The organism is Burkholderia sp. AU6039, from assembly GCF_002223365.1.
GTDB lineage: Bacteria > Pseudomonadota > Gammaproteobacteria > Burkholderiales > Burkholderiaceae > Burkholderia.
Map to the genome: position 1 here is coordinate 2619507 of NZ_NKFK01000005.1, position 26210 is coordinate 2645716.

Genomic DNA, 26210 nt, shown 5'->3' on the forward strand with positions numbered 1-26210 from the left:
TCTTGTCAATCGAGATACTTGCCGAAATACTGCTTCACGGCAGCTTCGTTGTATTTGTCCTCTCCGCGCCATTGCTCCATGAAATGCCAATCGTGCCTGCCTCGCGAGGGCCTGTCGTAAGACGACGGTCGCAGAATATCAACGCACGCCAGAATTTCCATCAACACGCCGCGCTCGCTTTTCGACGATTTGATGACCGGCGCGAGGTTGTCCCTCAACGCACTCGGGTAGTCATCTGGCTGGCTATGAGCAATCACTGACAGCATCGATTTGAGAATGTCGATGTCGGCCTGCGTGGGCTCGGAAATTTCTTCGCGCAGGAATTGCTGCAAATCGAACAAGGTATACATCCGGTCGCCGAGACGCACGCCGCCCCATTTGATGCGCTCGAAATTCAGTACGCTCAAGTCCACCGCCTCATACTCCCGGGATCCGTCGCAGACGCCGCAGCGATAGGCGGTGTGCGTGATGACACCGTTCGTGTACCCGTGTCCGCTCACCTTCGGTACGTATTCATGCGGCGGCGACAATCGTTGCGCGCACACGAAAGAAGCCAACGCCGAACGCCATTCCAGCCGCCGCGTCGAGAGGCTGCTTAAAAACGCCCTGGCTACGGCATCCTGCGCGACCTTCGGCAGAATTTCCTTGATTGCCGTAATGCTCTGGTCGTGCGTCAGCGTGACGGGGGCAAACATCACGCCTTGTTCCGTTGCATAGGCAAGATCGGCGTCGCTGATGTTCCTGTCCTTTCTGTCAACCCATCCCTTGCTGTTCCAGTAAGTTCTGACCAGGATGTTTCTTGCTTTCTTGTCCATAAGGCATCGCATAAGTGGACTGCATGGATCAGCAACAGCTTCCGAGGTTCCGATATTGCCGATATCGGCGGACGATGACGTTCGACGCTCTCGTTATCGATGGTCGGCAATCTGCGCGCTGATGTCGAGCGACTGATTGCCGCCCAGCACCACACACTCAGTCGACGCGATCGATACGGCTCACATGGCGCGACCATAGCGTTTCGAAATCTTCCAGCGTGATCTCTCTTCCGTCGAATTCAGGATCGGCGTTGATCTCGACCAGCGACGGCACGGGAACCGTTCCAAGCTCCGTTCCATGCGACGACCTCACATCGTCGGCAAATCCCACCCGGCCGTCGCGAAAGAATTCGAGCTTGCGCACCTCATAGCGATCCGGATCCAGCACCGAAACGAGCCGAACCGGCTCTGTCTCGAAAGCGTGCTTCCACGCGACGTCGATTGCAATCATTTCGTTTCTCGTTGCGCTGTTGTCGAACGATGAATCCGGCCGAATGCCGACAGTCTGCCCCATGTCCGCGGAAATCCTCCCAGCACAGAAGCGGTCGACGCAGTCACCCGGCGGCAACCCGGGCGACAGCCACGCAACGCCTACTGCTCCAACCCCACCGCCAGCGGCCGCTGATCGCTGCGCCCGTGATCGTCAACCACCCGCACCGTATAACTACCGGCCGTCCGCGGCTGCCAGAACAGCGCATCGCCCGGCACACCGCGCCCGACGAACACATCGTTGACGAACCAGTACAGCGCGTGCGCACTCGCATCGGCCGTGGCGTTGAACGCAATGCGCGTCTCCTCCGTACTCTTCACACGCATCGCATACGTACTCCCGCGCAGCGGCGACGTGATGCGCGGCGGATCGCCCTCGACCTGCCCCGCGTCGCGACAGTCCGCATTCTGCGGCGGCCGTCGGCGCGGAATGCCTGCCTGCACGAACACCTGCTGCAGATCCGACGGCCAGAACTCGAAGATCTCCGCATGCGTGCGCTTGCCGTCGTACGGCGGGCACGCCGCCTTCCCCGTCGCATCGTCGATCACGACCGGCCGGTGCACGGTACTCACGCGAATCGGCGACGTACCCGGAATGAACCACGTCCAGCCCTGCTGCGGGCACCACTCGTTCGGCAAGTCGCCGCTCGCGAGGCAGATCCGCACGCGCTTCAGCTTCGGCGGCATCGCACGCGGCGGCTCGACGAGCGTGCGCTCGGCATTCAGCGCATCGACAACCTGAAAGAACAGCGGCGCGGCCGCATCGACGCCGACGAACGCCGTGTTGGTCGAGTTGTCGAAGTTGCCGACCCACACGACCAGCACATACGGGCCAAACACGCCTGCCGTCCACGCATCGCGGAACGACCATGACGTGCCGGTCTTCCAGTAGACCGGCACGCTCGACGGCTGCGCGCCGGTCGTCTCGTCGGGGCGCAGATGCTGGCGCAGCATGTCCATCGTCATGTAGCTCGCCTCGGCGCTCAGCAGCCGCTTGCCAGGCAGCGCCGGTTCGTCCGCGCGCAGCCGCAGCGGCCGGAACTCGCCGCGATTCGCGAGCATCGCGTAGAGCGCCGCGAGATCCTGCATCGTCACTTCGCCGCCGCCGAGCACCAGCGCGAGCCCGTAGTGCTGCGCGCTCGCGAGCCGCCGCACGCCGGCTTCCTGCAGGAAACGGTACAGATCGGGCGACTTGAGCTGCGACGCGACCCACACGGCCGGCACGTTGCGGCTGCGGTTCAGCGCATCGGTCGCGGTGATCGGCCCGAGGAAATGACCGTCGAAATTCTCCGGTGCATACGGGCCGAATGCGGTCGGCACGTCGCGCAGCACGGTCTGCGGATGCAGCACGCCCTGGTCGAAACCAAGCGCATAGATGAACGGCTTGAGCGTCGATCCCGGCGAGCGCCGCGCGAGCGTGCCGTTCACCTGCCCGTCGATCGTGCGGTCGAAGAAGTTCGCGGAACCGACGAGCGCCTTCACGCCCATGTCGCGCGTGTCGACGAGGATCGCCGCCGCGTTGCGCACGCCGCGCGTATCGTTGCGCGCGACATAGCGTGCGATCTGCCGTTCGAGCGTGTGCTGCAGGTCGAGATCGAGCGTCGTCACGAGCCGCGCGTCGGCGTCGCTGTCGTTCGCCGTCGCACTCGAGGACGTACGCCACGCACTGCGTGCGGCGAGTGCCTGGTCGACCGCATGCGGCGCATCGAACGGCAGCGCGGACAGCGGCCGCATCGCAAGCGGCAACGCGAACAGCGGCTTGAACGACGCATCGCCCGGATGCGTCGTCAGCCAGCGCGCATACAGCCGGTTGCGCGACACGGTCAGCGCGCGGTTGATTTCATCCTGCCCGCCGCGCACCCGTCGCGCCGGGTCCTGCGGAATCACCGCCAGCGCGAGCGCCTCGGGCAGCGTCAGCGCGTCCGGCATCCGGTCGAAATAGACGACGCTCGCGGTGCCCGCGCCTTCGACGTTGCGGCCGTACGGCGCATCGTTCAGATACGCTTCGAGGATCTGCCGTTTCGAATAGAACAGTTCGAGCTGCACCGCGCGCGCCACCTGCTCGAGCTTGCCGGCCGGCGTGCGCGTGTTCAGCCGCCAAAGCGAGCGCGCGAGCTGCATCGTCAGCGTCGAGCCGCCCTGCGGATTGCCGCCGCGCACGTACGTGATCCACGCGCCGCGTGCGAGCCCGTACGGATTGAAGCCGGGATGCCACCAGAACCAGCGGTCCTCGTGCAGCATCACGGCTTCGACGAGCTGCGGCGACATCCGGTCGAGCGGCACCCACAGCCGGTAGCGATCGTCCTTCGCGAGCGTGAGCCGCAGCAAGTGGCCCTGTGCGTCGGTTACCGCGACCGACGACGGCTTCCAGTCGCTTAGCGGCGGATGCGGCCACAGCCGGCACGCGGCCAGCGCGCCGAACACGAGCAGCACGCCGGCGATCCAGTTCTGCCAGCGATGCAGCCAGCGGCCGGCGCCGTGCAGCACGCGCCGGCGCACCGAAACGTCGTCAGCCACGCGCGGGCGCTCCTCGCACCCGGCGCGGCCGGCAACGACGTTGCAGCCTCATCGTCATCGCACGCGCTCCACCGTCAGTGTCGACCCGCCGGGCGCCTGGGCCTGCAAGCGGCGGTCGTACATCGACTCGCCGTAGGCCGGCGGCGCGATGAAGCGGCCCGCGTTGCTCGCCTTGATCCGGTAGACGAACTCGCGCACGTCGGTCGTCGCGGTGCCGTAGATCACCACGCGATCCTCGCGCACGTCCGCGAACTGCGGCTGCCACGTGGAACCCTTCACGCCGATCGGCGAACGCCACGGCGCATCGGCCACCGGCGCCGACGCGCGGCCGTCGCCGTTGCTGTCGCCCTCCTGCGAGTCGGTGACGGGCGGCGGCGCGATGACCGGATCGAAGCCGCCCGGCAACAGGTCGACGATCGCGAGGTTGCCGACGCTCGCCGAGCCCGTCGCACGGATCTTCAGGTGCACGTCGATCTCCTGGCCGACCGTGATCTTGTCGAGCGGCTTGCCGTCCGTGTCGGTGTAGTCGCGCACGATCTCCAGCCCGTTCTTGATCGCCTTCGTCGACGTGCCGCGGTCGTAGCCCGACTGGCTCGTGATCCACCATGCAGGCAGCGAGCTGCCGTTCACGAAGTCGACGCGCGACGCACCGGCCGACCACGTGCCCGAACGCACGAGATTCGCCTGGATCGACGACACGTCCTTCGGCGCGGCGCCCGCGCGCACCTCGTCGATCGCGAGCTGGTCGAGCTGGCCCGCGCTCGACGCCGCATACGCATCGAGCGCGAGGATCGTCATCGCCGACGACAGCGTGTTGTAGCGGTTGTCGACGAGCGGCGCGGCGAGGTTGTCCATCGCGCGCGGCGACAGCTTGCGCACGCGCTCGGGGAAGTGCTTCGCGATCAGGTACAGCACGCTCGCGTCACGCGTCAGCGGATCGAGGTAGTAACCCGTCACGTAGCCGCCGTCGGATGCCCGCTTGCGCTCGAGCAGCGCCTGCGGCCCCGCGATCAGCGCCGCGGCCTCCTTGTCCTGCTTCAGCAGCTGGTACGACGCGGCAAGCCATGCGGCTGCGAGATCGTTCTTCCAGTCGTTCGGATACGCATCCTGCAGCCGCTTCTGCACGGCCGCGAGGCTGTTGGTCGTCACGTTACCCTGGCGCGTCAGCAGATACACCGCGTACGCGCGCTGCCGCAGCAGGTCGAGCGAGCCGAGCGAATCGTTCGCCGCGAGCTTCTGCAGATACTGACTACCCGCGTCGAGCATGTCCTTCGGCACCGCGATGCCGCGCTCGCGCGCGTCGAGCAGCAAGTGCATCGCGTACGCGGACACGAACGGATCGGCGTCCGGTGTGGCGCTCCACAGCCCGAACCCGCCCTGTGCGTTCTGCCGGCCGCGCAGCACCCCGAGGAACTGCGTGATCGCCGCCGCGTTCGTCGCGTCGGCACCGGCGTCGGTCGCATGCATCGCGCTCGTCAGCGCCCGCACCGACAGCCACTTCGCCGCGAACACGCGCGGCACGGCCGCACTCACCAGTTGCTCGCTGCAGGTGTGCTCGATGTTGACGAGATACGACGACAACCCTTCGGACAGCACGAGCGGCGCGGTCGAGATGCTCGCGTCGCGCGATGCATACGCGTCGTACATCGACCGCAGGTTCGGCACGCTCGCCTTCTTGCCCGGATCGAGGCGCGCGATGTCGAGCTGCGTGCGGAACGCGGCGGCCGGCCGCACCGACACGTCGACGCGCTGCTGCGCGCCCTTCGCGCCATAACGCGCGCCGAACGACAGCGAGCCCGAGCCGAGCGTGTCGGTCGCCTTCACGCGGAACATCGCGACACCCTCGTGCTGCGGCGGGAGCGCGACGTTCTGCGTGGCCGGCCCGACCACCTGCAACTGCGGCCCCGTCTTCAGCGTGACCGCGACCGGCACCGGCTGGTTGCCGACACCCGTCAGGTTGTTCGCGACACCGACGCTGACGTCGGCCTCGTCACCCGGCGCGAGTGTCGTCGGCACGTTCGGCGACAGCACGAAATCGCCGCGCACCGTCGTCGCGCCTTCGAACGTACCGACCAGGTCCGGCGATACCGACACGGCCATCACGCGCAGCTTGCCGTTGAAGTAGTCGGGCACGGTGTAGCTCAGGCGCGTGTCGCCGTTCACGTCGACGATCCCCGACCAGTAGACGACCGGCTTGTCGCGCTTGCGCTTGAACGGGTTCAACTGGCGACCGATTGCATCGTCGGCGTCGCCGCCCGGCGCGGCCATCGCCATCAGCTTCTCGAAGTCCGGCAGGATCAGGTCGAGGATCTGCGACGTGCCGACTTCGAGCATCCGCTTGCGGAAGAAGAACTTCAGCGGATCGCCGAGCTTGTAGCGCGCGACCTGCAGGATGCCCTCGTCGACCGCGAACACCACGACCTTTGAAGGCTTCGCCGAATGCACTGTGAAGTTCACCGTGTCGCCGGGCTTCACGAGCGCCGGCGCATCGACCGACACCGCGTTGCGGCGCGCGTCGAGGTTCACCGAGAACGGCACGACGCCGTAGCTCAGCGGGCTCATGAAGATCTCGTCCGACGACGGATCGCGAATGTACTGCACGTTGATGTAGCCGTTGCCCTCGAAGCCGGCCGGCACCGTGATGTGCTGGATCGAGCTGGTCGTGTCCGCATGGAACCACGCGTGCGCATACACCTTGTCGCGCTCGATCGTGATCAGGCCGCTGCCCGCGTAAGGCGCGCGGATCGCGATCTCGACCTGCTCGCCCGGCTTGTAGTCGTGCTTCGCGAGCGTCACCTGCAGCTCCGCGTTGCGGTCGAGCGAGCGCGTGACGTTCGCGTCGCCCGTGACCGAATACTCGATCCGGTTCACCGCCGCGCCAGCCGCGTTGCGGATCACGAGCGCATAACTGCCCGGCTTGTCGGTGCGCAGCGTGAAGTCGAGCCCGGCCGCCGGAATCGCCAGCGGCTTGTCGTCGACCGGCACTTCCTTCAGCCGCGAATCGTATTTGTATGCGCCGGAATCCTGCTTGGTCAGCACCGACACGTAGCGCTCCTCGACAAGCTGCGCACGCAGGTCCTTCACGTCGATCGCCTTCGCGGTCGGATCGATCGCGACGAGCCGCACCGTGCGCGGGCTGCCGCGCTTCACGTAGCCGAGATCGTCGACCGACTTGTAGCCGACGAGCCAGTCGTTGTTCGACACGAGCGTCTGCGCGTTCGCGGCGACGTTGCGACCGCCTTCCGCTTCATAGGCCTTCGCCTGGAAGTAGAGCTGGTAGGTCGCGTCCGCGTACTTGTCGAGATCGAGGTCGAACTCCGCATGGCCCTTGTCGTCGGTCGTGCCGTCCTGCAGCGTCGTCGTATAGCCCTCCTTCGCGCGGCGCGCGTCGAAGAAGTGATAGCCCTGCCAGCTGCGGAACGACGGCCACACCGGGCGCAGCGTCAGCGTCGCCGCGACGCGGCGCTTCTCCGCCGGCGTGCCGAACAGGTTCTGCGCATCGACGATGCCCTTCAGCCCCTTTGGCTTCACCCAGCCTTCGATCACTTGCTGCGACAGCTTCGCGTCGACCTTCATCCGGTCGGGCAGGAACTCCTTCACCTGCACCGTCGTGCTGCCGATCGGCTCCGCACCGGGCTGGCCGTCCTTGACGATATACAGGTTGACGGTCCACGTGCCGGTCGGCGCCGTTTCGGCCGTCGTATAGCCGAGCTCGGTGAAGCCGGTCGCATCGACCGTCACCGGCTTGCGCTCGACGGTGATCCCGCGCGGGTCGACGATCTCCGCCTGCAGCGGCACGCCGGCCGGGCTGCGCGCCCAGCTCGCGGCGCGCACGATCAGGCCGATGTGGAACGGATCGCCGGGCCGATACAGCCCGCGATCCGAGAACAGGTACGCGGACAATTGCCCCTGGCCCGTCGCATTGCGCTCGCCGTCGACGTCGAAGCGCGAGAAATCGAGCTGGCGGTCGCGGCCGGCCACCGGCAGGAACGACAGGTCGGTGTCCTTCTTCACGACGTACAGCTGCGGCCGTTTCTCACGGTCGAGCCCCTTGAACGCGGGGAAATGCACGATGCCATCGGCGCTCGTGGTCTGCGTGAACAGCGCCTGGCCGTTCACCGCGAGCACCGATACCGTTGCACCTGCAACCGGCTTGCCCGTGCGGATCGACTGGATGAATACGTCCTGGCTGCCGTCCAGCGCCTTCTTGACCAGCATCCCGAGATCGGTCACGACGATCAGGCGCGTGTCGCCGAGCGCGTTGTCGCTGTCGTCGCCGTTGCCGCTGCTGTCGCCCGAATCGGCGTTGTCCGACTGATCCTGGCTGCCGTCGCCGGACGATGCATCGCTGTCCTTCGCATCGTCGGCTTTCTTCTTCTCGGCCGCAGGGTCGTACTTCGTCAGGTGCAGCAGAAACACGCCGCGCTTGCCGCCCTTCAGGTACTGGCCGAGATCGATGCCTTCGTAATGCGCCTTGCCGGGGTCGCCGGCCGGGAACGCACGCGTCTGCACGAAGCGCTCGACGATGTGATCCTCGCTGAACGAATACGACAGCTCGGGCCGCGCATACGTGCCGTTGTTGAAGCTCACGAGATGCTGGAGCTGGTCGGGCAGCACGCGACCGATCTCGACCTTCATCCCCGGCAGGTTGCGCGACACGACCGACAACCGCTTGCCGCCGCTCATCGAGAGCAGCGAGCCGTCAGCCATGAAGCGCAGCAGCTTCGGATAGTCGGGCACCGTGAACGCGGTCGTCACCGGCTCGGCGAGCAGGTAGCCGCCGGCCGATTTCAGGTCGCCCGCGAAACGCACGACGATGCGATCGCCCGGCGTCGCGTGGTACTTGAAGCTTTGCAGCGTCGCGTAGTCGCTCTCGGTCGGCACTGCGTCGAGCGGCAGCGGCTTCGACTGCTTCAGCACCGCGTCGCTGATGTCGGCCACGTTCCATTCGTAAGGCGGATCGTCGTCCGACTGATCGACACCCGGCTTGCGCTTCGGCAGCACCCACGCCTTGGCACGCGCAGCGAGATCGGCGCTGCGCACGCCGTCGGATGCCTCCGCGACGAGCACCTGCTCGGGCTCGAAGCGCTCGTTGTCGACGAGCGTCGGCGCGATGTTGGCGATCGACAGGCTGTAGAGCCCCGGCACGGCGACCGACGCATGCAGCACGTCCAGCGTGCCGTTGCCGCCGCGCGCACTCTTCACGCCCTTGTCGACGTCGAGCCGTGCCACCAGCGGATCGCGCGGGATCTCGAGCGACTGCGAGCGGACCCATGCGCTCGTCTTCATCTTGTCGTAACTGACGGTGTAGCGCAGCGGCGTCGTATTCTTGCCGTCGCGGCCGACCAGCACGAGGCCGATGCGTTTCTCGAACTCGGCGGGATCGACCGGATAGTTGAAGCGCAACTGCAGCAGCGCCTGCTTCTCCGCCGGATTGTCGGGGTTCTGGTAGAACTCGTTGTTGCCGACTGTCGCGGCGAACGCCGGCAGGTCGAAAGCGAAACGGTCGTCGTGCATCAGCACCTGCGGCGCGAACACCCGGTGCACCGCGAAGCGCACCTCGACGTGCGCGCCGACCGGCCAGTCGGTCGCCGGCGTGAAGCGCAGCGTCTTGTCGTCGGCCCACTCCCATGCACCCTTCAGCGCGGGCGTCATCTCGATGCCGTCGCCGGCCGGCTTGCCGACCTGTTCGATCGGCGCCGCCGATTGCGCGAACACGACTTCGAGCGGATGCACGGTGATCTTCGGCTTGTCGGTGTCGTCCACCTCGTAGGTGGTGATCGCCGGCGCCTTCACGGTGAAGCTGACGGTCGCGGGCTCGGGCGGCTTCGGGCGATGCTTGAACCAGTAGCCGCCGTAGCCGAGCGCGGCCGCGAGCAGCACGAGGCCGCCGGCATGCCACGGGCGGCGGCGCACGGCCGCGGCGGTCACGCCCATCCACGCGGGCGCCGTCCACGACACGTCGCCCACCAGCGGCCGCAGCGCGCAGCCGAGCAGCCACCAGACGAAGCCCGCCACGCGAATCGGCAGGAGCAGCAGGAAGCGCAGCAAATCCATTGTTATTTCCTTGTCAAGGACATGCTGCCGGGTGCGGCAACCTTCCCCGAATTGTTATGGGTCTGTGACGGCGCGGCCCGGTTGCGCCGTAATTGCTTGGTATGTTCGACCGGATGCTGGGCGCCATTATCGATCAGACCCGAAACGATGGAAATATCGGTGTGCCGGCACGCAACGCCGCCGGATGACCGGCCGGTCGGGCGGATCTCGGTCGTCCAGGGCGCAACCTCTGCACACGGCGGCGCCGCGTTCGCTAGAATGCGCGGCTCGGCAGGATCGAATCGAAATGAAAGGAAACCGCTTGAAACTCCCGTTCGAATGGCAGATCGGGCTGCGCTATGCGCGCGGCGGCCGGCGCTCGGCCGGCGACGGCTTCGTGTCGTTCATTGCCGGCGCCGCGATGGCCGGCATCGCGCTCGGCGTCGCCGCGCTGATCGTCGTGCTGTCGGTGATGAACGGTTTCCGGACCGAAGTGCGCGACCGGATGCTGTCCGTGCTCGCCCACGTGGAAATCTTCTCGCCGACGGGCGCGATGCCCGACTGGCGGCTCACCGCTCATGAGTCACTGCAGAATCCGGCGGTGCGCGCCGTCGCGCCCTATGTCGACGCACAGGCGCTGCTGACGAACGCGGGCAGCGTGACGGGCGTCGCGCTGCGCGGCATCGATCCCGTGCTGGAGCCGCGGGTGTCCGAGATCGCGCGCAAGCTGAAGACCGGGCGGCTCGACGCGCTCGTGCCGGGCGAGATGGGCATCGTGCTCGGCTCGGCGCTGGCCGACGCGCTGCACGTGAAGATCGGCGACCGCGTCACGTTCTTCGCGCCCGGCAACACCGCGCGCATCGGCGACGCGCTGCCGCGGTTCCGGCAATTCAACGTGGTCGGCACGTTCGAGTCGGGCCACTACCAGTACGACAGCGCGCTCGCCTACATCCACCTCCGCGACGCGCAGACGCTGTTCAACGTGCGTGCGCCGACCGGCATCCGGCTGCGCCTCGACGATCTGCAGCGCGCGCCGGACGTCGCACTGGAACTGTCGCGCACGCTGTCGGGCGACCTCTATATCCGCGACTGGACGCGGCAGAACCGCACGTGGTTCGAGGCCGAGCGGCTGCAAAAGCGCATGCTGTCGCTGATCCTGATGCTGATCGTCGCGGTCGCCGCGTTCAACCTCGTGTCGTCGCTCGTGATGACCGTCACCCAGAAGCAGGGCGACATCGCGATCCTGCGCACGCTCGGCGCGCCGCCCGGGTCGATCATGAAGATCTTCGCGATCCAGGGGATGACGATCGGGCTCGCCGGCACGCTCGCGGGTGTCGCGCTCGGCTGCGCGATCGCGGTGAGCATCCCGTGGGTGCTGCCGGCGATCGAGCAGTTGCTCGGCATCCGCTTCCTGACGCCGTCCGTGTACTTCCTCAGCTCGCTGCCTTCGAAGCTCGCCGCGACCGACGTGATCGAGATCGCCGCGGCCGCGTTCCTGATGTCGTGCGTCGCGACGCTCTACCCGAGCTGGCGCGCCGCGCGGGTGCGGCCGGCCGAGGCGCTGCGCGACGAATAGGCGCGCGGCGTGCGGCTCCGTGACGCGCGTGGCTACGCGATCTCGTGAAAGCCGATGCTGTTGCGGCCGTTCAGGATGTTCTCGAACGCGGCGCCGAAGCCGACGTCGATCAGGCTCGCGCGCCGACCGTAGGTCTTCTGCCCCGACTCGTCGACGAAGATCGCCGCACCCGACGACAACTGGCGGTCGGTATCCAGCAGCGCCAACGTGCCGCGCGCGGTGCCGGCCGACTGATCGAACGTCAGCCGCGTGCCGTCCTGCGTGGTGAAATGCCCGCCGACCTCTTCGAACCGCTGGTTGCGCGCGACGGACGCGTTGACTTCCTTCATGAAGAGGAAGTCCGCGTCGGCGCGCTGGCTGGCCACCTTGCGATCGTCGTCCGTGAACGTCTCGCCTACGGCGGCCGCGCCCTGCTCCGCGAAATCGACGGCCTGCTGGTGAAACGCGCGCGTCGCGAGCACGAGGCCCGCGTTCGCGTTCAGCGTCGACTCCACCCATGCGCGATCGCTTTCCGTCATCGTCTTCGACACGACCTTGATCTGACCGTTGTCGGTCATGAAGTCGAACTGCGCGTCGGCCAGGTCCGGACGCTTCGCGATGATCTCGTGCAGGCTCGTCGCGAGCTGGCTGGTGACGTCGCGCAGCTTCGTCGACAGGTTGCCCAGGATCGACATCTGCTTCATGCGCGCCGCCTGCATCGCGTCCTGGTCCAGCGCCCGGATGGTGATCGGCGTGTCCTGCGCTTGCCCGGTCGCCGCGTCCGCCTGCTGGCGCCCGTCGAGCGCAGCCTGCTGCGCCATCTGCACGAGCGAAAGGCCGCTCGCTGCCGTGACTGAAGTCGTCATGCCCTCTCTCTCCTTTCAATCTGTTTTTTACCGTTTACGGACAGATTTCCCGGAAATTTAGACCGATCGCAGGTCCATCGCCCCGCACGCTTAAAACTTTGTTTGACTCAAACTAAAAAAGTTTGACACCGAGATTTCACTGAGATAAGTTTTGCGCAAGCTTCCGGAAAGCATTCCGGCCGGCCCTGCCGACTCGCGTCGCGCTTTCCTGCCGTTGCAGCACCGCCGTTCGCACCATCCCCGCCTCATCGCATCGTGCCGTTCCGTTTCATCTGAAACCTGAAGGAAGATCGGGCATGCCCGCATTTGATTCGCACTCCTGTATTCACTTCGTGCCGCCGGCCTCGCTTCGACCGGGCGGCCCGAATCAGCCGCCGCGCTGACGCTTTGCGGTCGAGGCGATGCAATCGCCCCGATGCTCGCCGGGTCGCGCGATGCATGACGCGCGTCGACACCGGCCGTGACACCCGGGCATCGCGCCCGGCGCTTTCGAAGGTGCAGTTCCGTTTCATCCGATGCAGCACCCGGCCGGGCCGCAGGGGGCATATCGCGGGCCGTCCGGTTCCAGACAATCACAACAAGAGGTCGACAATGGACATTCATCGAACCGGATTGCGTCGCGCGTGGCTTCCCGCGCTCGTTGCGGCCGCAACGCTCGCCGCGTGCGGCGGCGACGACGGCGGCAGCGTGGCGGGCGCCTCCGCGCTCGCGCAGGGCCAACAGGAGGGGGCCGCCGCATCGGCAGCCGACAAGCAGTCGCTCGCGTCACGCATATCGCCGTCGGGCGTGCCGTACGCCAACCCGGCCAGCGGCGGCCGCTACCGGCCCGTGATCACGAACGGCCAGGTGCAGCCGTCGCTGTCGGGCGGCACGATCGAGGAGAACGCGTGGGTCGACACGCCGGTCGACTCCGACGGCGACGGCACGCGCGACCGCATCCACGTGCGCATCGTGCGCCCGACCGAAACCGCGAACGGCGCGCGCACGCCCGTCATCGTGCTCGCGAGCCCGTACTACGCGGGCCTCGCCGACAGCCCCGACCACAACGTCGACGTCGAACTCGACGGCACGCCGCATCCGGCCGCCACGGCGGCCGCGGCAGCGACCGGCGCCTCCGCGCGCATCATGGCCGCCGCGCCGCAGGTGCGGATGCTGCAGCAGGTCGAGGCGGCCGCCGCCGGGCGCTCGTGGATCGAGGGCTACTTCATCCCGCGCGGCTTCACGATCGTCTACGCGGATTCGCTCGGCACGGCCGGCTCGGACGGCTGCCCGACGATCCTCACCCGCGACGAATCGGTCGCGATGGCCTCGGTGATCCGCTGGCTCGGCCGCGACGCGACCGCGAAGGACGCGAACGGCAAGACGGTCGTCGCGAACTGGTCGACGGGCCACGTCGGCATGTACGGCGTGTCGTACGACGGCACGCTGCCGAAGATGGTCGCGAGCCTGCGCACGCGCGGGCTCGACGCGATCGTGCCGGTCGCCGGGCTGACGAACATGTACGGCTACTACCGCTCGGGCGGGCTCGTGCGTGCGCCGGAAGGCTATCAGGGCGAGGACGTCGACGTGTACATCAAGGCGCTGCTGACGAACGCGCATCCGGAGCGCTGCACGCACCTGATCGACGAAGCGCTGCAGCAGGAAGACCGCAAGACCGGCGACTATTCGCCGTTCTGGGCCGCGCGCGATATTCCGACCGCGTACGCGGTCGCGCCGGCGCTCGTCGCGCAGGGGCTCACCGATGACAACGTGCGGGTCGACCAGTCGACGCTGTGGCATCTCGCGATGCGGCGCCAGGGCGTGCCGACGCAGCTGTGGCTGCATCGCCTGAAGCACACCGACCCGACCCGCGTGCCGGCGATGGCCGATGCGTGGACCGCGGAAGTGAACCGCTGGTTTACGCGCTACCTGATCGGTTTCGACAATGGCGTCGAACGTGATCCGCGCGCGGTGATCGAGCAGGCGGACGGCACGCTGCTGAAGGAAGCGGACTGGGCCGCGCGCCATGCCACGCCGGTCACGTACTTCGCGGGCGGCGACGGCGCGGGCACCGGCACGCTGCTGCGGCTGCCGACCGGCGGCCCGCTCGCGCGTTTCACCGACGATGCGCGCATCACCGCGCTCACGCTGGCGAACGCGCCGACGGGCGAGAACCGCAGCCGCTTCGAAACCGCGCCGCTCACGGCCGCGACACGCCTGTCCGGTTCGGCGACCGCGCGCGTCAGGCTGACCTTCACGGCCGTGGCCAACGTGACGGCCCTGCTGGTCGATCGCGCGCCGGACGGCACGGCGACGATCGTCACGCGGGCGTGGACCGATCCGCGCAACCGCGTGTCGGAGTGGGTCTCGCAGCCGGTTCTGCCCGGCATGCCGTACGACCTGAAGCTGACGTTCATGCCGCGTGACTACAAGCTGGAAGCCGGCCACCGGCTGGGGCTCGTCGTGCTGTCGAGCGACAACGAGGCGACGCTGCGGCCGACGCCGGGCACCGGGCTGACGCTGGACCCGGCCGGTACGTCGGTGACGGTGCCGCTGGCTTCCTGAACGGCGGCATGCCCGTCCTGAAGCCGTCCCGGGACGCCAGCGCACCGGCGTCCCGGGATAGCTTCATTCATTCGGTTCCATTTCCCGATGCTTATGGAAATAGAAGCAACGGCTCTTTAAAACAACAATTCCACGCTTCATCAATCAATTACATTATTGAATCAAAATCAGAAACAATCTGATATCGCTTGACATCGATTCCCCGCCGGCTAGATTTAAAAGTCAATAATCCGGACATTTGTAGCCGGTCGCCGCGGGGAAATGGCAATGAACAACCTGGTTACCGGCACAACCGCCGCATCTGCTTCGCCATTGAACGATCGGCGTAACCCGCCATTCGCGGCAATTCGAGGCCGAGAGCGAAACGATTACGAATCCCGGGTCGTGGAGGCCTACCAGGACGACCCGTTGAACTGGAGCAAGGCCATCGGCGATCGCCTCTGGTTCCAGTTCGGCGTCTTTGACCATCCCCAATCGCCGAGGCCGGTCGATCTCGATGAATCCGGCCTCAGGTATTTCGAACGGCAATTGAAGATCGCCGGCCTGGAGACGCCCGGGCGCCAGCCGATCAACCGGGTACTCGATATCGGATGCGGATGGGGAACCGTGCTGCGCGATCTGTCCGAGCGGTTTCCCGGCTGCCATCGCCTGGACGGCATCAACATCAGCAGCCGCCAGCTCGAATACTGCGCCGAGGTAAACGCCGCGCGGCGATTGTCCGACAGGATCAACCTGTTCCAGTGCAATGCGCTGGACATCGACCTGCTGCCGGATGTCGACCAGCCCTACGACCTCGTGATCATGCGCGGCGTGATCTCCCATTTCCCCTACGATCTCTTCGAAATCGTGATGGCCAAATTGCGTCAGCGGCTGGGTGCAAACGGGACAGTCATCGTTTCGGATAACTTATATAACGTCGATCTCTCCGAATACCGCTCCGATACGCCTGACCTGGTCGACAGGCTGGCGTGCAAGTATCGCAAGACGCCCGCGTACCTGCGCCAGGTATTCGAGCAAAGCGGTTTCCGCGTCCAGGACATGCAGGTCCTGCCGAACCGGACGGACGCGACGCGATGGCTGCTTGACGTTCAGGACAACATCGAGCGCCATTTCCCGACGGGTGCGGTCGGCGCGCTGGAAGAACTCCGCGTGATGTGCGAAAGCCTGGCCGTCGCCATCGTGAAGCATCAGGTTTCCATCTATAGCTTCGTGCTCAAGCACGGTCGATGAAGGCCGCCCGTTCCCGCCGCCGGACATCAAGCCCGAGAACCCGCCATGACAGATATTCCCAACTTCGTCCGCAACCTGCCTGGCCTGCCGAAGCCCGGCGAGACAATCTTCCATCCGGACTTCCATCTGCAATTGAAACCCATGTGGCATCCGCTCCACGACGAGGCGGAACGGCGGATCGCGCTCACGGACAGCCCGTACATCCTGGCCTACTACGGCAGCCAGAAGGCCGTCGAACATTATCTGGCGCAAAGCATGCCGTCATTCGGCGGGCTGTGCTATCCGCACACCCTGAACGACAGGATCTACGATCTGGAACGGATGATGAGCATCACCACGCTGATCGACGACACCATCACCAACCCCACGATGCTGGATCAGGCGCAACAGCGCTCGACATTGCGCCAGCACTACTTCGATGCAATCGCCGGCATCCGCCCGCCGGACACCGCGCCCATCGCACAATTGCTGTACGAGGGGCTGCTGCCCGTCAAGGCGCACCTGGCGTCGAAACCGCGTGTGTGGAAACGCATGGAGGACGCGCTGCATACGCTGATCATCAGGCAGACGGATCCGCTGGCCCTGAAGATGGACGAGTTCACGTTCGATGCCTACCTGGAGATGCGGCGCATCGACAACTACGGGGAATGGGCGGCCATCATGACGGAGTACGCCATTGACGTCGACATGACCGAGCATTTGGCGGCCGACCGCTCGTTGGCGGAAATGAGAACGGCCGCCATCGATTCGATTACGCTGGTCAACGACCCGTATTCATTCCGAAAGGAAATTCATATCGCCGATTCGGTCAACTCCGTCTGGCTGCTGATGTACCGGGAGGGCCTGAAACTCCAGGATGCGCTGAACAAGCTGGCAACGCTGGTTGCGGAGAACGAGCGCAATCTGATGGCCGCGCGCGATCGCGTCCTTGCCGGTCCGCTCGGAAATCGGGCGGATGTGCGCGCCTACGTGACCGAGCTCGAGCATCTGGCGTCCGGCAATGCGGAATTTCACGCGATCAGCACGCGCTACCATGGCCGCGATGCCAAGGGGAAACGGTTCATTTCCGGTGAGGTGACCATTCGGCCGCTTCCTTCCACGGATGAAATCGCGGCGGCCGATCTGGCCGGTGTCCGCCCCGTGAGCTGATGCAAGCGGCGCCATTACGCGCGCCGGTTCCGTACAAATTCGCGCCGATACGCGGTGCGGTGAAGCTAAGCCGCCGCACCTGCCACACGGGCCGCGCTCACACCGGCGTCAACACCGGCCGCCCTGAAAAGTGCCGCTCGGCATTGTCGATGAACTGCCGCACCGACCGATCGAGCGCCTCGGGCGACCAGCCGCCCATGTGCGGCGTCAGCACGACGCTGTCGAGATCCGTCAGCGCGCGCGGCGGCTCGGGTTCGCCCTCGTACACGTCGAGCCCCGCGCCCGCGATGCGTCCTTCACGCAACGCGTCCGCCAAAGCAGCGGTATCGACAACGCTGCCGCGTGACACGTTGACGACGAACCCGCCGGGGCCGAGCGCGTCGAGCACCGCGCGATCGATCAGGTGCCGCGTGCCCGCGCCGCCCGGTGTCGCGACGATCAGGAAATCGGCCCACTGCGCGAGCGTGTCGACGCGATCGAAATAGCGGTAAGGGACGTTCTTCTCCGACCGGTTGTGATAACCGATCTCGATGTCGAAGCCGGCCGCGCGGCGCGCGCACTTCTCGCCGATCTTGCCGAGCCCGACGATGCCGAGCTTCTTGCCCGACACGTTCGGCGGCATCGCCAGGCCGTCGCGCCACACGCCCCCGCGGGTTTTCGCATCGAGCTGCACGACGTTGCGCACGGCCGCGAGCAGCAGCGCGAACGCATGATCGGCGACGCAATCGTCGTTGGTGCCGGCGCCCGTGACCACGGTCACGCCGCGCGTCTTCGCATGGGCGACATCGATGTGCTCGTAGCCGGCGCCGAGCGCGCTGACGAACGTGAGTTGCGGAAGACGATCGATTTCGGCGGCGGTGAGCCCCGTGCTGCCGTTGGTCAGCACCGCGCGTATCGTGCCGCCGTGTTCGGCGATCGCGCGTTCGCGTGCTTCGGATGTCGGGGCGTAGCGCACGTCGAACGACGCGGCGATCTCGCGATGCGCGTCGCCGCGCAAAGCGATGAGAACCAGCAACTCGGGCTTCATGTCAGGAAGTGTCGGCAAGGCGGGAACGGATTCAGTGTAACAAGCCTGCAACACGGATGCGGGTAATCCCCACACGGGCTGTGGGCACGCCGCCGCACGTGGTTTGCCAAAGCCGGCTCAGTCAAGTAACTTTCGGCGTACGCCCTCGTCCTGGAGATTGGCCCGTATGAAGCTCGCCCTGCCCGCCCGGATCCTGGGCCTCGCGCTCGCCGCCGCGATCGTCGCGCCCGGCGCGCATGCCGACACGCCCGTCGTGGTGTCGTCGAAGATCGACACCGAAGGCAACCTGCTCGGCAACCTCATCGCGCAGGTGCTGAAGGCCCACGGCATCCCCGTCACCGAAAAGATCGCGCTCGGCACCACGCCGATCGTGCGCAAGGCGCTCACGAGCGGCGAGATCGACGTCTACCCCGAATACACCGGCAACGCCGCGTTCTTCTTCAACAAGGCGGACGATCCGCTGTGGAAGAACGCGAGCCAGGGCTACGACACCGCGAAGCAACTCGACTACGCGGCGAACCATCTCGTCTGGCTCACCCCGGCGCCCGCGAACAACACGTGGGGCGTCGCCGTGCTCGCACCGGTCGCGCAGTCGCAGCACCTGAAGACCTTCTCCGATTTCGGCAAGTGGGTGGCCGGCGGCGGCAAGGTGAAGCTCGCGGCGTCGGCCGAATTCGTGAACAGCGCGTCGGCGCTGCCGTCGTTCGAGAAGGCGTACGGCTTCAAGCTGAAGCCCGACCAGCTCGTCGTGCTGTCCGGCGGCGACACGGCCGCAACCATCAAGGCCGCGGCGAACCAGACCGACGGCGTGAATGCCGCGATGGTCTACGGCACCGACGGCGGCATCTCGTCGAGCGGCCTCGCGGTGCTCGACGACGACAAGCACGTGCAGCCCGTCTATGCGCCCGCTCCGGTGATCCGCGAAGCCGTGCTGAAAGCGCACCCGCAGATCGCCGACTACCTGAAGCCCGTGTTCGCGAGCCTCGACCTGAAGACGCTGCAGACGCTGAACGCGCGCATCCAGATCAACGGCGAACCGGCCGCCGGCGTCGCGAAAAGCTACCTGAAAGCGAAGGGCTTCGTTAAATGACGGATCGCGCGGCAGCGTCCGCGCGGCGCATCACGGCGGACAAGGTCGGCATCCTGATCGGGGTCCTGACGATCGTCGCCGTGCTCGGCCTGCCGTTCGCGGTGCTGCGGCCGAACCGCATCGCGGCCGGCACCGACCTGTCGGTGTTCGCCGCGCTGCCGGCCCTGCAGGGCGCCGGGTTCGCCGCGCTGTGGATCGTCGGCGCGCTGTGGGCGATGACGGCCAGCCGCCCCGCGTGGCGCCTCGCGGCCGGCTGCGCGTGGCTCGCCACGCTCGCGTACGCGGTCGGCGCGGCCGCGACGCACCTCGTCGCGCCTGACGACACGCTCGCCCGCGTATCGCCCTCCTCCGGCGTCTGGCTGCTGCTGTTCGCGTGGGCCGTACTCGTCGCGGATGCGCTCGCGCGGCTCGCCTTCGGCCCGTGGCGGCGCCTCGCCGCGCTCGTCGTCGCGATAGCAGCGATTTCGGTGCCGCTCGCGAGCGGCTGGTGGGACGGCCTTTCCGTGATGCGCGAATACGCGGTGCGCAGCGACGACTTCTGGATCGAGGCGATCCGGCACGTGTCGCTCACCGGCGGCTCGGTGGCGGCCGCGCTCGTCGCGGGCGTGCCGCTCGGCATCGCCTGCGCGCGCATCGCGGCGGTGCGTACCGTCGCGATGCCCGTGCTCAATATCGTGCAGACGATCCCCAGCATCGCGATGTACGGGCTGATGATGGCGCCGCTCGGTTTGCTCGCCGCCCACGTGCCGCTCGCGGCCGCGCTCGGCATCCGCGGCATCGGCGTCGCTCCTGCCGTGCTCGCGCTGTTCCTGTATTCGCTGCTGCCGATCGCGTCGAGCGTCGTGGTCGGGCTCGGCCAGGTGCCGCCGCACGTGACCGAAGCGGCGCGCGCGATGGGGATGACGCGCGCGCAGCGGCTGCTGCGCGTCGATCTCGTGCTCGCGCTGCCCGTGATCCTGAGCGGCGTGCGCATCGTGCTCGTGCAGAACATCGGGCTGACCGCGGTCGCCGCGCTGATCGGCGGCGGCGGCTTCGGCACCTTCATCTTCCAGGGGATCGGGCAATCGGCCGCCGATCTCGTGCTGCTCGGCGCGATCCCGACGATCGTGCTCGCGCTGGTGGCGGCCGTCATATTCGAAGCCGCGACCACGCTCGCGAAGGGGCGTGCAGGATGATCGAGATCGAACGTGCGGGCAAACGCTTCGGCGATATCGTCGCCGTCGACGACGTGTCGCTGACGATCGAGCGCGGCACGATCACCGCGCTCGTCGGCGCATCGGGCAGCGGCAAGTCGACGCTGCTGCGCATGATCAACCGGCTGATCGCGCCCACCAGCGGCACGATCCGCATCGACGGTGTCGATACGGCCACCGTTGCGCCCGAGCAGCTGCGGCGCGGCATCGGCTATGCGATCCAGGGGCACGGGCTGTTTCCGCACTGGAGCGTCGCGCGCAACATCGCGACCGTGCCGCGCCTGCTCGGCTGGCCGGCCGATCGCATCGACGCGCGCGTGAACGAATTGCTCGACCTGTTTCATCTCGCGCCGGCCGAGTTCGCGGACAAGCTGCCGCACGAACTGTCGGGCGGGCAGCAACAGCGCGTCGGCGTGGCGCGTGCGCTCGCGGCCGAGCCCGCGATGCTGCTGATGGACGAGCCATTCGGTGCGCTCGATCCGATCATCCGCAACAAGGCGCAGGACGACCTGTTTGCCTTGCAGCGCCGCCTCGGCATCACCGTCGTGATCGTCACACACGACATCGAGGAAGCGCTGAAGCTCGGCGACACGATCGCGGTGATGGACGGCGGCCGGCTGCTGCAGGTCGCTGCGCCGGCCGAGATTCTCGGCAAGCCGGCAGCCGGCGTCGTCGAACAGTTGGTCGCCGGCGTCGATCGGCCGCTGCGCCTGCTCGCGCTGACACCGATCGATGCGGTGGCCGAACCCGGTCATGCCGATGGCGAACCGATCGCCGCGACGCGCACGCTGCGCGATGCGGTGTCGGAGTTGCTGTGGCGTGGTGTCGATGTGCTTCCAGTGGAAGATGGCGACGGCCGCAACACGCGCCGCATCACGCTCGATGCGATCCGTGCGCACGCAAGGAAGCCCGCATGACGACGCACGGCAGCACACGGCCCGGGCGGTCCGCACTTCCCGCCTACCTCGCACGCGCGGCCGCGCTCGCGCTGCTGCTCGTGCTGCTGTTGCGACCCGCCTGGCTGCAAGGCTTGTTCGCGCCGTTCGCCGACAACGGCGCGCCAGTGATCTACGATCGCGCGAGCCTGCTCGACCTCACGCTCGCGCATCTCGGCACGGTCGCGTTGTCGAGCCTGATCGGCACGATCGTCGCGGTCGCGGCCGGCATCGCGGTCACGCGGCCGTGGGGCGCGGATTTCCTGCCGGTCGCGCGCAGCGTCGTCGACATCGGCCAGACCTTCCCGCCCGTCGCGGTGCTCGCGCTCGCGGTGCCGGCCGTCGGCTTCGGCTTGAAGCCCGTGCTGATCGCGCTCGTGCTGTATGGTCTGCTGCCCGTGTTCGAAAGCACGATCGCGGGGCTCGAGGACGTGCCGCGCGACGTCGTCGACGCCGCGCGCGGGATGGGGATGAGCGGCTGGCAGCAACTGGTGTCGGTCGAGCTGCCGCTCGCGTTTCCGGTGATCGTCAACGGCGTGCGGCTCGCGGTCGTGATCAATCTCGGCACCGCGACGATCGGCTCGACGGTCGCCGCGCGCGGGCTCGGCGACGTGATCATCGCGGGGCTGCAGACGTCGAACACCGCGTTCGTGCTGCAGGGCGGCGTGATCGTCGGGCTGCTCGCGGTGCTCGTCAGCGATGCAATCGGCACGATTGCACGGGTGGCAGCCGCACGCCGCGCGTAGAAGCCGTTGCGCGATTTTTCGAAGGAGAAACCATGACCGTTTCGGACACCGGCCCGTTTTTTCATGGCACGAAAGCGGATTTGCGGATCGGCGACTTGCTGACGGCAGGCTTCCGATCGAATTATCGCGATGACGTCGTGATGAATCACATCTACTTCACGGCGTTGCCCAAAGGCGCCGGCCTGGCTGCGGAAATGGCCAAAGGCGACGGCCGACCGCGGGTCTACATCGTCGAACCCACCGGCGAATTCGAAAACGACCCGAACGTCACGGACAAGAAATTCCCGGGCAATCCGACGCGATCGTACCGGAGCACATCGCCTTTGAAGATCGTCGGCGAACTCGAAAGCTGGGAACCCTACGATCCGGCGTTCATCCAGCAGCTCAGAATCCGCATCGAAACCGGCATCGGCGAGATCATCAACTAGCGTTCGTCCGGACTCCGATGCGTGTCCGCGCAACGATCGGTTCCTCGATCGGCTCGCCGCGACACAAGCCTACATGCCGCTTTCATTCGAACCGGCACTCGACCGCCGGCGGCAATTGGCCGATATACTAGGCGCCTTCCCATTCCCCGCACTCCACCATGCGACGGTTTTTCTGGCTGATCGTGCTTTCGCTCGGCATCGCGCAACAGGCGTCGGCGCAGCAAGCGCCCGCACTGCCTGCGTCCGCGCCCGAAGCAGCCGCATCGGCGCCGTCCGTCGCCTCCGCGCCGCTCGCCGACGCCAACGATCAGCCGAACGAAGCAAACCGCCGCATCACGTCCTACCTGACGAAGAAGTTCGGCGTCGCGAAGGAACGGGCCGCGAAGCTCGCCGATATCGTGAGCGTCACTGCGACGAAATATTCACTGCCTCCCGCACTCGTTTACGCCATTATTTCGATCGAATCGCGCTTCCAGGAAAAGGCGCGCGGCCAGCACGGCGCGACCGGGCTGATGCAGGTCGTGCCGACCGCGCACCGCGGCCTGGTGCGCAACGTGAAGGACCTGACCGACCCGAACGCGAACGTCGAAGTGGGCTCCGCGATCCTGTCGGGCTACGTGAGGGCGGCCGGGGGCGACGTGCGGGCCGGCCTGAGAAGCTACAGCGGCGGGTCGAACGCGTATGCGGCGAAGGTGATGCAGCGCGTCGATTCGTTCCGCTTCGTGCTTGAACCTGACGACGATGCGAAAGCCTCGAATCCCGTGAATTCCGCGAACGATGCGAAGGCCCGCATGGTGCCGGTCAGCGAAAGGACGAGCCCGACGTCGGCCCGCGCCAACTAGTCTCCCCCTTCGATCGACGCGCATGCGCCACGCCACCCGCTTCCTTGCTGTTGCCGCGCTGGCGATCGGCCACACCACCGCGTTTGCCGCCGTCGATTGCGAGAAACATGCGCTGACGATGAACGACGTACGGACCTGCGTACTCGGTCAGGACGATCAGGCCGTCGAGCGCGCGTACCGATCGCTCGAGCACAAGCTCAAGCAGCGCAACCCCGATGCCGCCAGCGCGCTCGCGAAGTCGCAGGCAAGCTGGACCCGCTTCGCCGACGACACCTGCGACTACGTGAAAGCCGCCAATCCGCAGCAGATGATCCCGGAAGACGCGCGGATGAACTGCTGGGTCGATTTCAGCCAGGCACGCGTGCGCATCCTGAAGAAATGGGAAGCGCAGCTGGACGCACCGCCACCGGCGCAGAACTGAACGACGAACGGCTACCCGCCCGTCACGCCTGCGCGAAGCGCTCCCGCAAGAACTCGATGAAATGCTGCGTCTTCGCGGGCAGCAGCCGCGTTTCCGTCATCGCGTAGACCGGAATCGGCTCGCCCTCCCATGCGGACATCACGCGGCGCAGCCGGCCGGCGGCCAGGTCGTCCGCGACGATCGCCTCGGACAGCACGATGATGCCCGCATCGAGCGTGGCCAGGCGCCGCAGCATGCCGACGCTGTTTCCCGCGAAACGACTGCTCACTGGCACCGCGACGGAGTGCGTGCCGTCATGCAGCGTCCACGTGCCGGCCCTCGCCAGGCTGAGGCACGCGTGCCGCGCCAGGTCGTCCGGCGAGCGCGGCTCGCCCTTGCGCGCGAGATAGCCGGGCGACGCATAAAGGTAGTTCCCGAGCGTGGCCAGCCGCCGCGCGATCAGTTGAGAATCGTCGGAATCGCCCAAGCGGATCGCCACGTCGAACGGTTCGCTCACCAGATCGACCCGCCGCGACGTCAGCTCGAAATCGAATGTCAGCTTCGGGTAACGCGTCGAGAACTCGACGATCAGCGGCGCCAGGTAGGTCACCGCGAAATCGACCGGAAACGACGCACGCAACACGCCGGTCGGCTCCGCCAGCAACCCGCCGAGCTGCTCGTGCGCGAGCCGCGCCTCGTCGACGATGCGCTTGCAGCGCTCGAAGTAGAGCTGGCCGGCCTCGGTCAGCTCGATCCGGCGCGTCGTGCGATGCAGCAGCCGCAGCCCGATCGCCTTCTCCAGCGCGCTGATGCGCCGCGACAGCGTCGAGTTCGGCATCCCCAGCGTCTCCGCCGCACTGCGAAACCCCTTCGCCTTCACGACTTCGACGAACAGCGCCATGTCGTTCAGCAGTTCCATGCCCACTGCTCCATCAATGGATCAATGTTATCCAGATTACCCGGTTTATCCCGAAAAGGAAGCAATGGATGATGGGTGCGTGGAGGCGAGGTCGGCACACCCGTGCGCGGCCGGCGCCCGAGGCGGCACCGACCCGGTGCCACCGTCCCGACTCTCGAGGAGCTGACGCATCATGAGCCAACTGTTCACCCCGGTCCGCGTGGGCCGATATACGCTGGAAAACCGCCTGGTCATGGCGCCGATGACCCGCAGCCGCGCCGCCTTCGACGGCACGCCCGGCGAATGGGCCGCCGAGTATTACGCGCAGCGATCGAGCCTCGGACTGATCGTCAGCGAAGGCACGCAGCCGTCGGACGACGGGCAAGGCTACCTGACGACGCCCGGCATCTATACCGACGCGCACGTCGCCGGCTGGAAGGCGATCAGCGACCGCGTGCATGCCCGTGGCGGCCGGTTGTTCATCCAGCTGATGCACGTCGGGCGCATGTCACATCCCGACAATACGCCGCATCACCGGCAGGCCGTCGCGCCGTCGGCGATCGCGCCGAATGCGCAGATGTTCACGATGAAGGGGATGCTGGACATCCCCGCGCCGCGCGCGCTGACGCTCGACGAAGTGCGCGAGACCGTGAACGACTTCCGCATCGCCGCGCGCCGCGCGATCGAGGCGGGTGCCGACGGTGTCGAGATCCACGGCGCGAACGGCTACCTGATCCAGCAGTTCTTCGCGCCGAATGCCAACACGCGCACCGACGCGTACGGCGGCTCGATCGAGAACCGTGCGCGCTTCGCGATCGAGGTTGCCACGGCGATCGCCGACGAGATCGGCGCGGATCGCACGGCTATCCGCGTATCGCCCGGCAACACGCTGGGCGGCCTCGACGAAGGTGCGGAGGGGCCGGACCTGTATCGCCATCTCGCGACGGAACTCGACCGGCTCGGCCTCGCCTACCTGCACGTGATGCATCAGGGCAACGAAGCGCTGCTGGCCGACCTGCGCGCGCGCTGGAGCGGCACGCTGATCCTGAACCGTCCGGGCCGCACGCGCGACGCGATCGGCACGGACGTGACGTCGGGGCTGGCCGATCTCGAAGCGTACGGGCAGATGGTGCTAGCGAATCCGGATTTCGTGACGCGGGTGAAGACCGGCGCGCCGATGAACGACGCGCGGCGCGAAACGTTCTTCGGCGGCGATGCGCGCGGGTATGTCGACTATCCGGCGCTGGATGGGGTGGCGGCGGCTTGATGCTTCGGCTCAGGGTGATCGCAACGACAGGCTGGAACGGATGTCGCTGCGATCGCCCGGTGAATGCCCGATTTCAAAGCAGATCGATGTTCACCTTGGACACCATAGGCGCAATACGCAGCACGCGGTCGGCCTGAGTACGCATACGCAAAACCGTAGTCATCCTGACGGGCGTCGTAAGTC

The 26210-nt window shown here is 66.8% G+C and carries 19 protein-coding genes; 12 read left to right on the top strand and 7 right to left on the bottom strand.

Annotated features, from left to right (window positions below; genetic code table 11):
• Positions 1-5 precede the first annotated feature (5 nt).
• The 4 genes from CFB39_RS29490 to CFB39_RS29505 all read right to left on the bottom strand — a co-directional run bounded on the left by CFB39_RS29490 (position 6) and on the right by CFB39_RS29505 (position 9878).
• The gene (locus CFB39_RS29490) at positions 6-815 is read right to left on the bottom strand and encodes a hypothetical protein (RefSeq protein ID WP_089475701.1); all 810 of its coding nucleotides are present in this window, start codon (positions 813-815) and stop codon (positions 6-8) included.
• 157 nt (positions 816-972) lie between these two features.
• Positions 973-1329, bottom strand: a complete 357-nt coding sequence (locus CFB39_RS29495) for a hypothetical protein (protein ID WP_256991472.1) — start codon at positions 1327-1329, stop codon at positions 973-975.
• A 77-nt stretch (positions 1330-1406) separates the two neighbouring features.
• A complete protein-coding gene (gene pbpC / locus CFB39_RS29500) occupies positions 1407-3821 on the bottom strand; it encodes a penicillin-binding protein 1C (protein WP_089475481.1) in 2415 nt (804 codons plus the stop codon).
• A 54-nt stretch (positions 3822-3875) separates the two neighbouring features.
• Complete coding sequence (locus tag CFB39_RS29505; RefSeq protein WP_089475482.1) at positions 3876-9878, bottom strand: MG2 domain-containing protein; 6003 nt, start codon at positions 9876-9878, stop codon at positions 3876-3878.
• A 286-nt stretch (positions 9879-10164) separates the two neighbouring features.
• On the opposite strand from CFB39_RS29505, the gene CFB39_RS29510 reads away from it, so the two are divergent.
• Complete coding sequence (locus CFB39_RS29510) at positions 10165-11433, top strand: lipoprotein-releasing ABC transporter permease subunit (RefSeq protein WP_089426798.1); 1269 nt, start codon at positions 10165-10167, stop codon at positions 11431-11433.
• Positions 11434-11465: 32 nt separating this feature from the next.
• Here the strand turns inward: CFB39_RS29510 and CFB39_RS29515 are convergent, their stop codons facing one another.
• Complete coding sequence (locus CFB39_RS29515) at positions 11466-12278, bottom strand: hypothetical protein (protein ID WP_089475483.1); 813 nt, start codon at positions 12276-12278, stop codon at positions 11466-11468.
• 591 nt (positions 12279-12869) lie between these two features.
• Here CFB39_RS29515 and CFB39_RS29520 point away from each other — a divergent pair.
• The 3 genes from CFB39_RS29520 (at position 12870) to CFB39_RS29530 (ending at position 17201) form a co-directional block, all read left to right on the top strand.
• On the top strand, positions 12870-14822 hold the full coding sequence (locus CFB39_RS29520; protein WP_089475484.1) for a Xaa-Pro dipeptidyl-peptidase: 1953 nt from the start codon (positions 12870-12872) through the stop codon (positions 14820-14822).
• A 267-nt stretch (positions 14823-15089) separates the two neighbouring features.
• On the top strand, positions 15090-16052 hold the full coding sequence (locus CFB39_RS29525; RefSeq protein WP_089475485.1) for a cyclopropane-fatty-acyl-phospholipid synthase family protein: 963 nt from the start codon (positions 15090-15092) through the stop codon (positions 16050-16052).
• Positions 16053-16097: 45 nt separating this feature from the next.
• The gene (locus CFB39_RS29530) at positions 16098-17201 is read left to right on the top strand and encodes a hypothetical protein (RefSeq protein ID WP_089475486.1); all 1104 of its coding nucleotides are present in this window, start codon (positions 16098-16100) and stop codon (positions 17199-17201) included.
• Positions 17202-17298: 97 nt separating this feature from the next.
• On the opposite strand, the gene CFB39_RS29535 is transcribed toward CFB39_RS29530, so the two are convergent.
• Positions 17299-18228: a 2-hydroxyacid dehydrogenase gene (locus CFB39_RS29535; protein WP_089475487.1), complete on the bottom strand. Its 930-nt coding sequence runs from the start codon at positions 18226-18228 to the stop codon at positions 17299-17301.
• A 166-nt stretch (positions 18229-18394) separates the two neighbouring features.
• Here CFB39_RS29535 and CFB39_RS29540 point away from each other — a divergent pair, with 166 nt between their 5' ends.
• From CFB39_RS29540 to CFB39_RS29570, 7 genes are all read left to right on the top strand, one after another.
• Positions 18395-19318 (top strand): ABC transporter substrate-binding protein, encoded by a 924-nt coding sequence (locus CFB39_RS29540; RefSeq protein ID WP_089475488.1) that lies wholly within the window; start codon positions 18395-18397, stop codon positions 19316-19318.
• Positions 19315-20493: an ABC transporter permease gene (locus CFB39_RS29545; protein WP_089475489.1), complete on the top strand. Its 1179-nt coding sequence runs from the start codon at positions 19315-19317 to the stop codon at positions 20491-20493. Before CFB39_RS29540 ends, CFB39_RS29545 begins: the two co-directional genes overlap by 4 nt.
• Positions 20490-21428 carry an ABC transporter ATP-binding protein gene (locus tag CFB39_RS29550; protein WP_089475490.1) on the top strand — a complete coding sequence of 313 codons (939 nt, stop codon included), beginning with the start codon at positions 20490-20492 and terminating at the stop codon, positions 21426-21428. Before CFB39_RS29545 ends, CFB39_RS29550 begins: the two co-directional genes overlap by 4 nt.
• Complete coding sequence (locus CFB39_RS29555; RefSeq protein WP_089475491.1) at positions 21425-22192, top strand: ABC transporter permease; 768 nt, start codon at positions 21425-21427, stop codon at positions 22190-22192. The genes CFB39_RS29550 and CFB39_RS29555 overlap by 4 nt, the downstream gene beginning before the upstream one ends.
• A gap of 32 nt (positions 22193-22224) precedes the next feature.
• Positions 22225-22620: an NAD(+)--rifampin ADP-ribosyltransferase gene (arr, locus tag CFB39_RS29560; RefSeq protein ID WP_089426786.1), complete on the top strand. Its 396-nt coding sequence runs from the start codon at positions 22225-22227 to the stop codon at positions 22618-22620.
• Between the two features lie 158 nt (positions 22621-22778).
• Positions 22779-23462 carry a lytic transglycosylase domain-containing protein gene (locus CFB39_RS29565; RefSeq protein WP_089475492.1) on the top strand — a complete coding sequence of 228 codons (684 nt, stop codon included), beginning with the start codon at positions 22779-22781 and terminating at the stop codon, positions 23460-23462.
• Between the two features lie 22 nt (positions 23463-23484).
• Entirely contained in the window at positions 23485-23883 is a 399-nt protein-coding gene (locus CFB39_RS29570; protein ID WP_089475493.1) for a lysozyme inhibitor LprI family protein, read from the top strand.
• A 22-nt stretch (positions 23884-23905) separates the two neighbouring features.
• On the opposite strand, the gene CFB39_RS29575 is transcribed toward CFB39_RS29570, so the two are convergent.
• Positions 23906-24781 carry a LysR family transcriptional regulator gene (locus tag CFB39_RS29575; RefSeq protein ID WP_089475494.1) on the bottom strand — a complete coding sequence of 292 codons (876 nt, stop codon included), beginning with the start codon at positions 24779-24781 and terminating at the stop codon, positions 23906-23908.
• A 172-nt stretch (positions 24782-24953) separates the two neighbouring features.
• On the opposite strand from CFB39_RS29575, the gene CFB39_RS29580 reads away from it, so the two are divergent.
• Positions 24954-26027 (top strand): alkene reductase, encoded by a 1074-nt coding sequence (locus CFB39_RS29580; RefSeq protein WP_089475495.1) that lies wholly within the window; start codon positions 24954-24956, stop codon positions 26025-26027.
• The last annotated feature ends 183 nt before the right edge of the window (positions 26028-26210 follow it).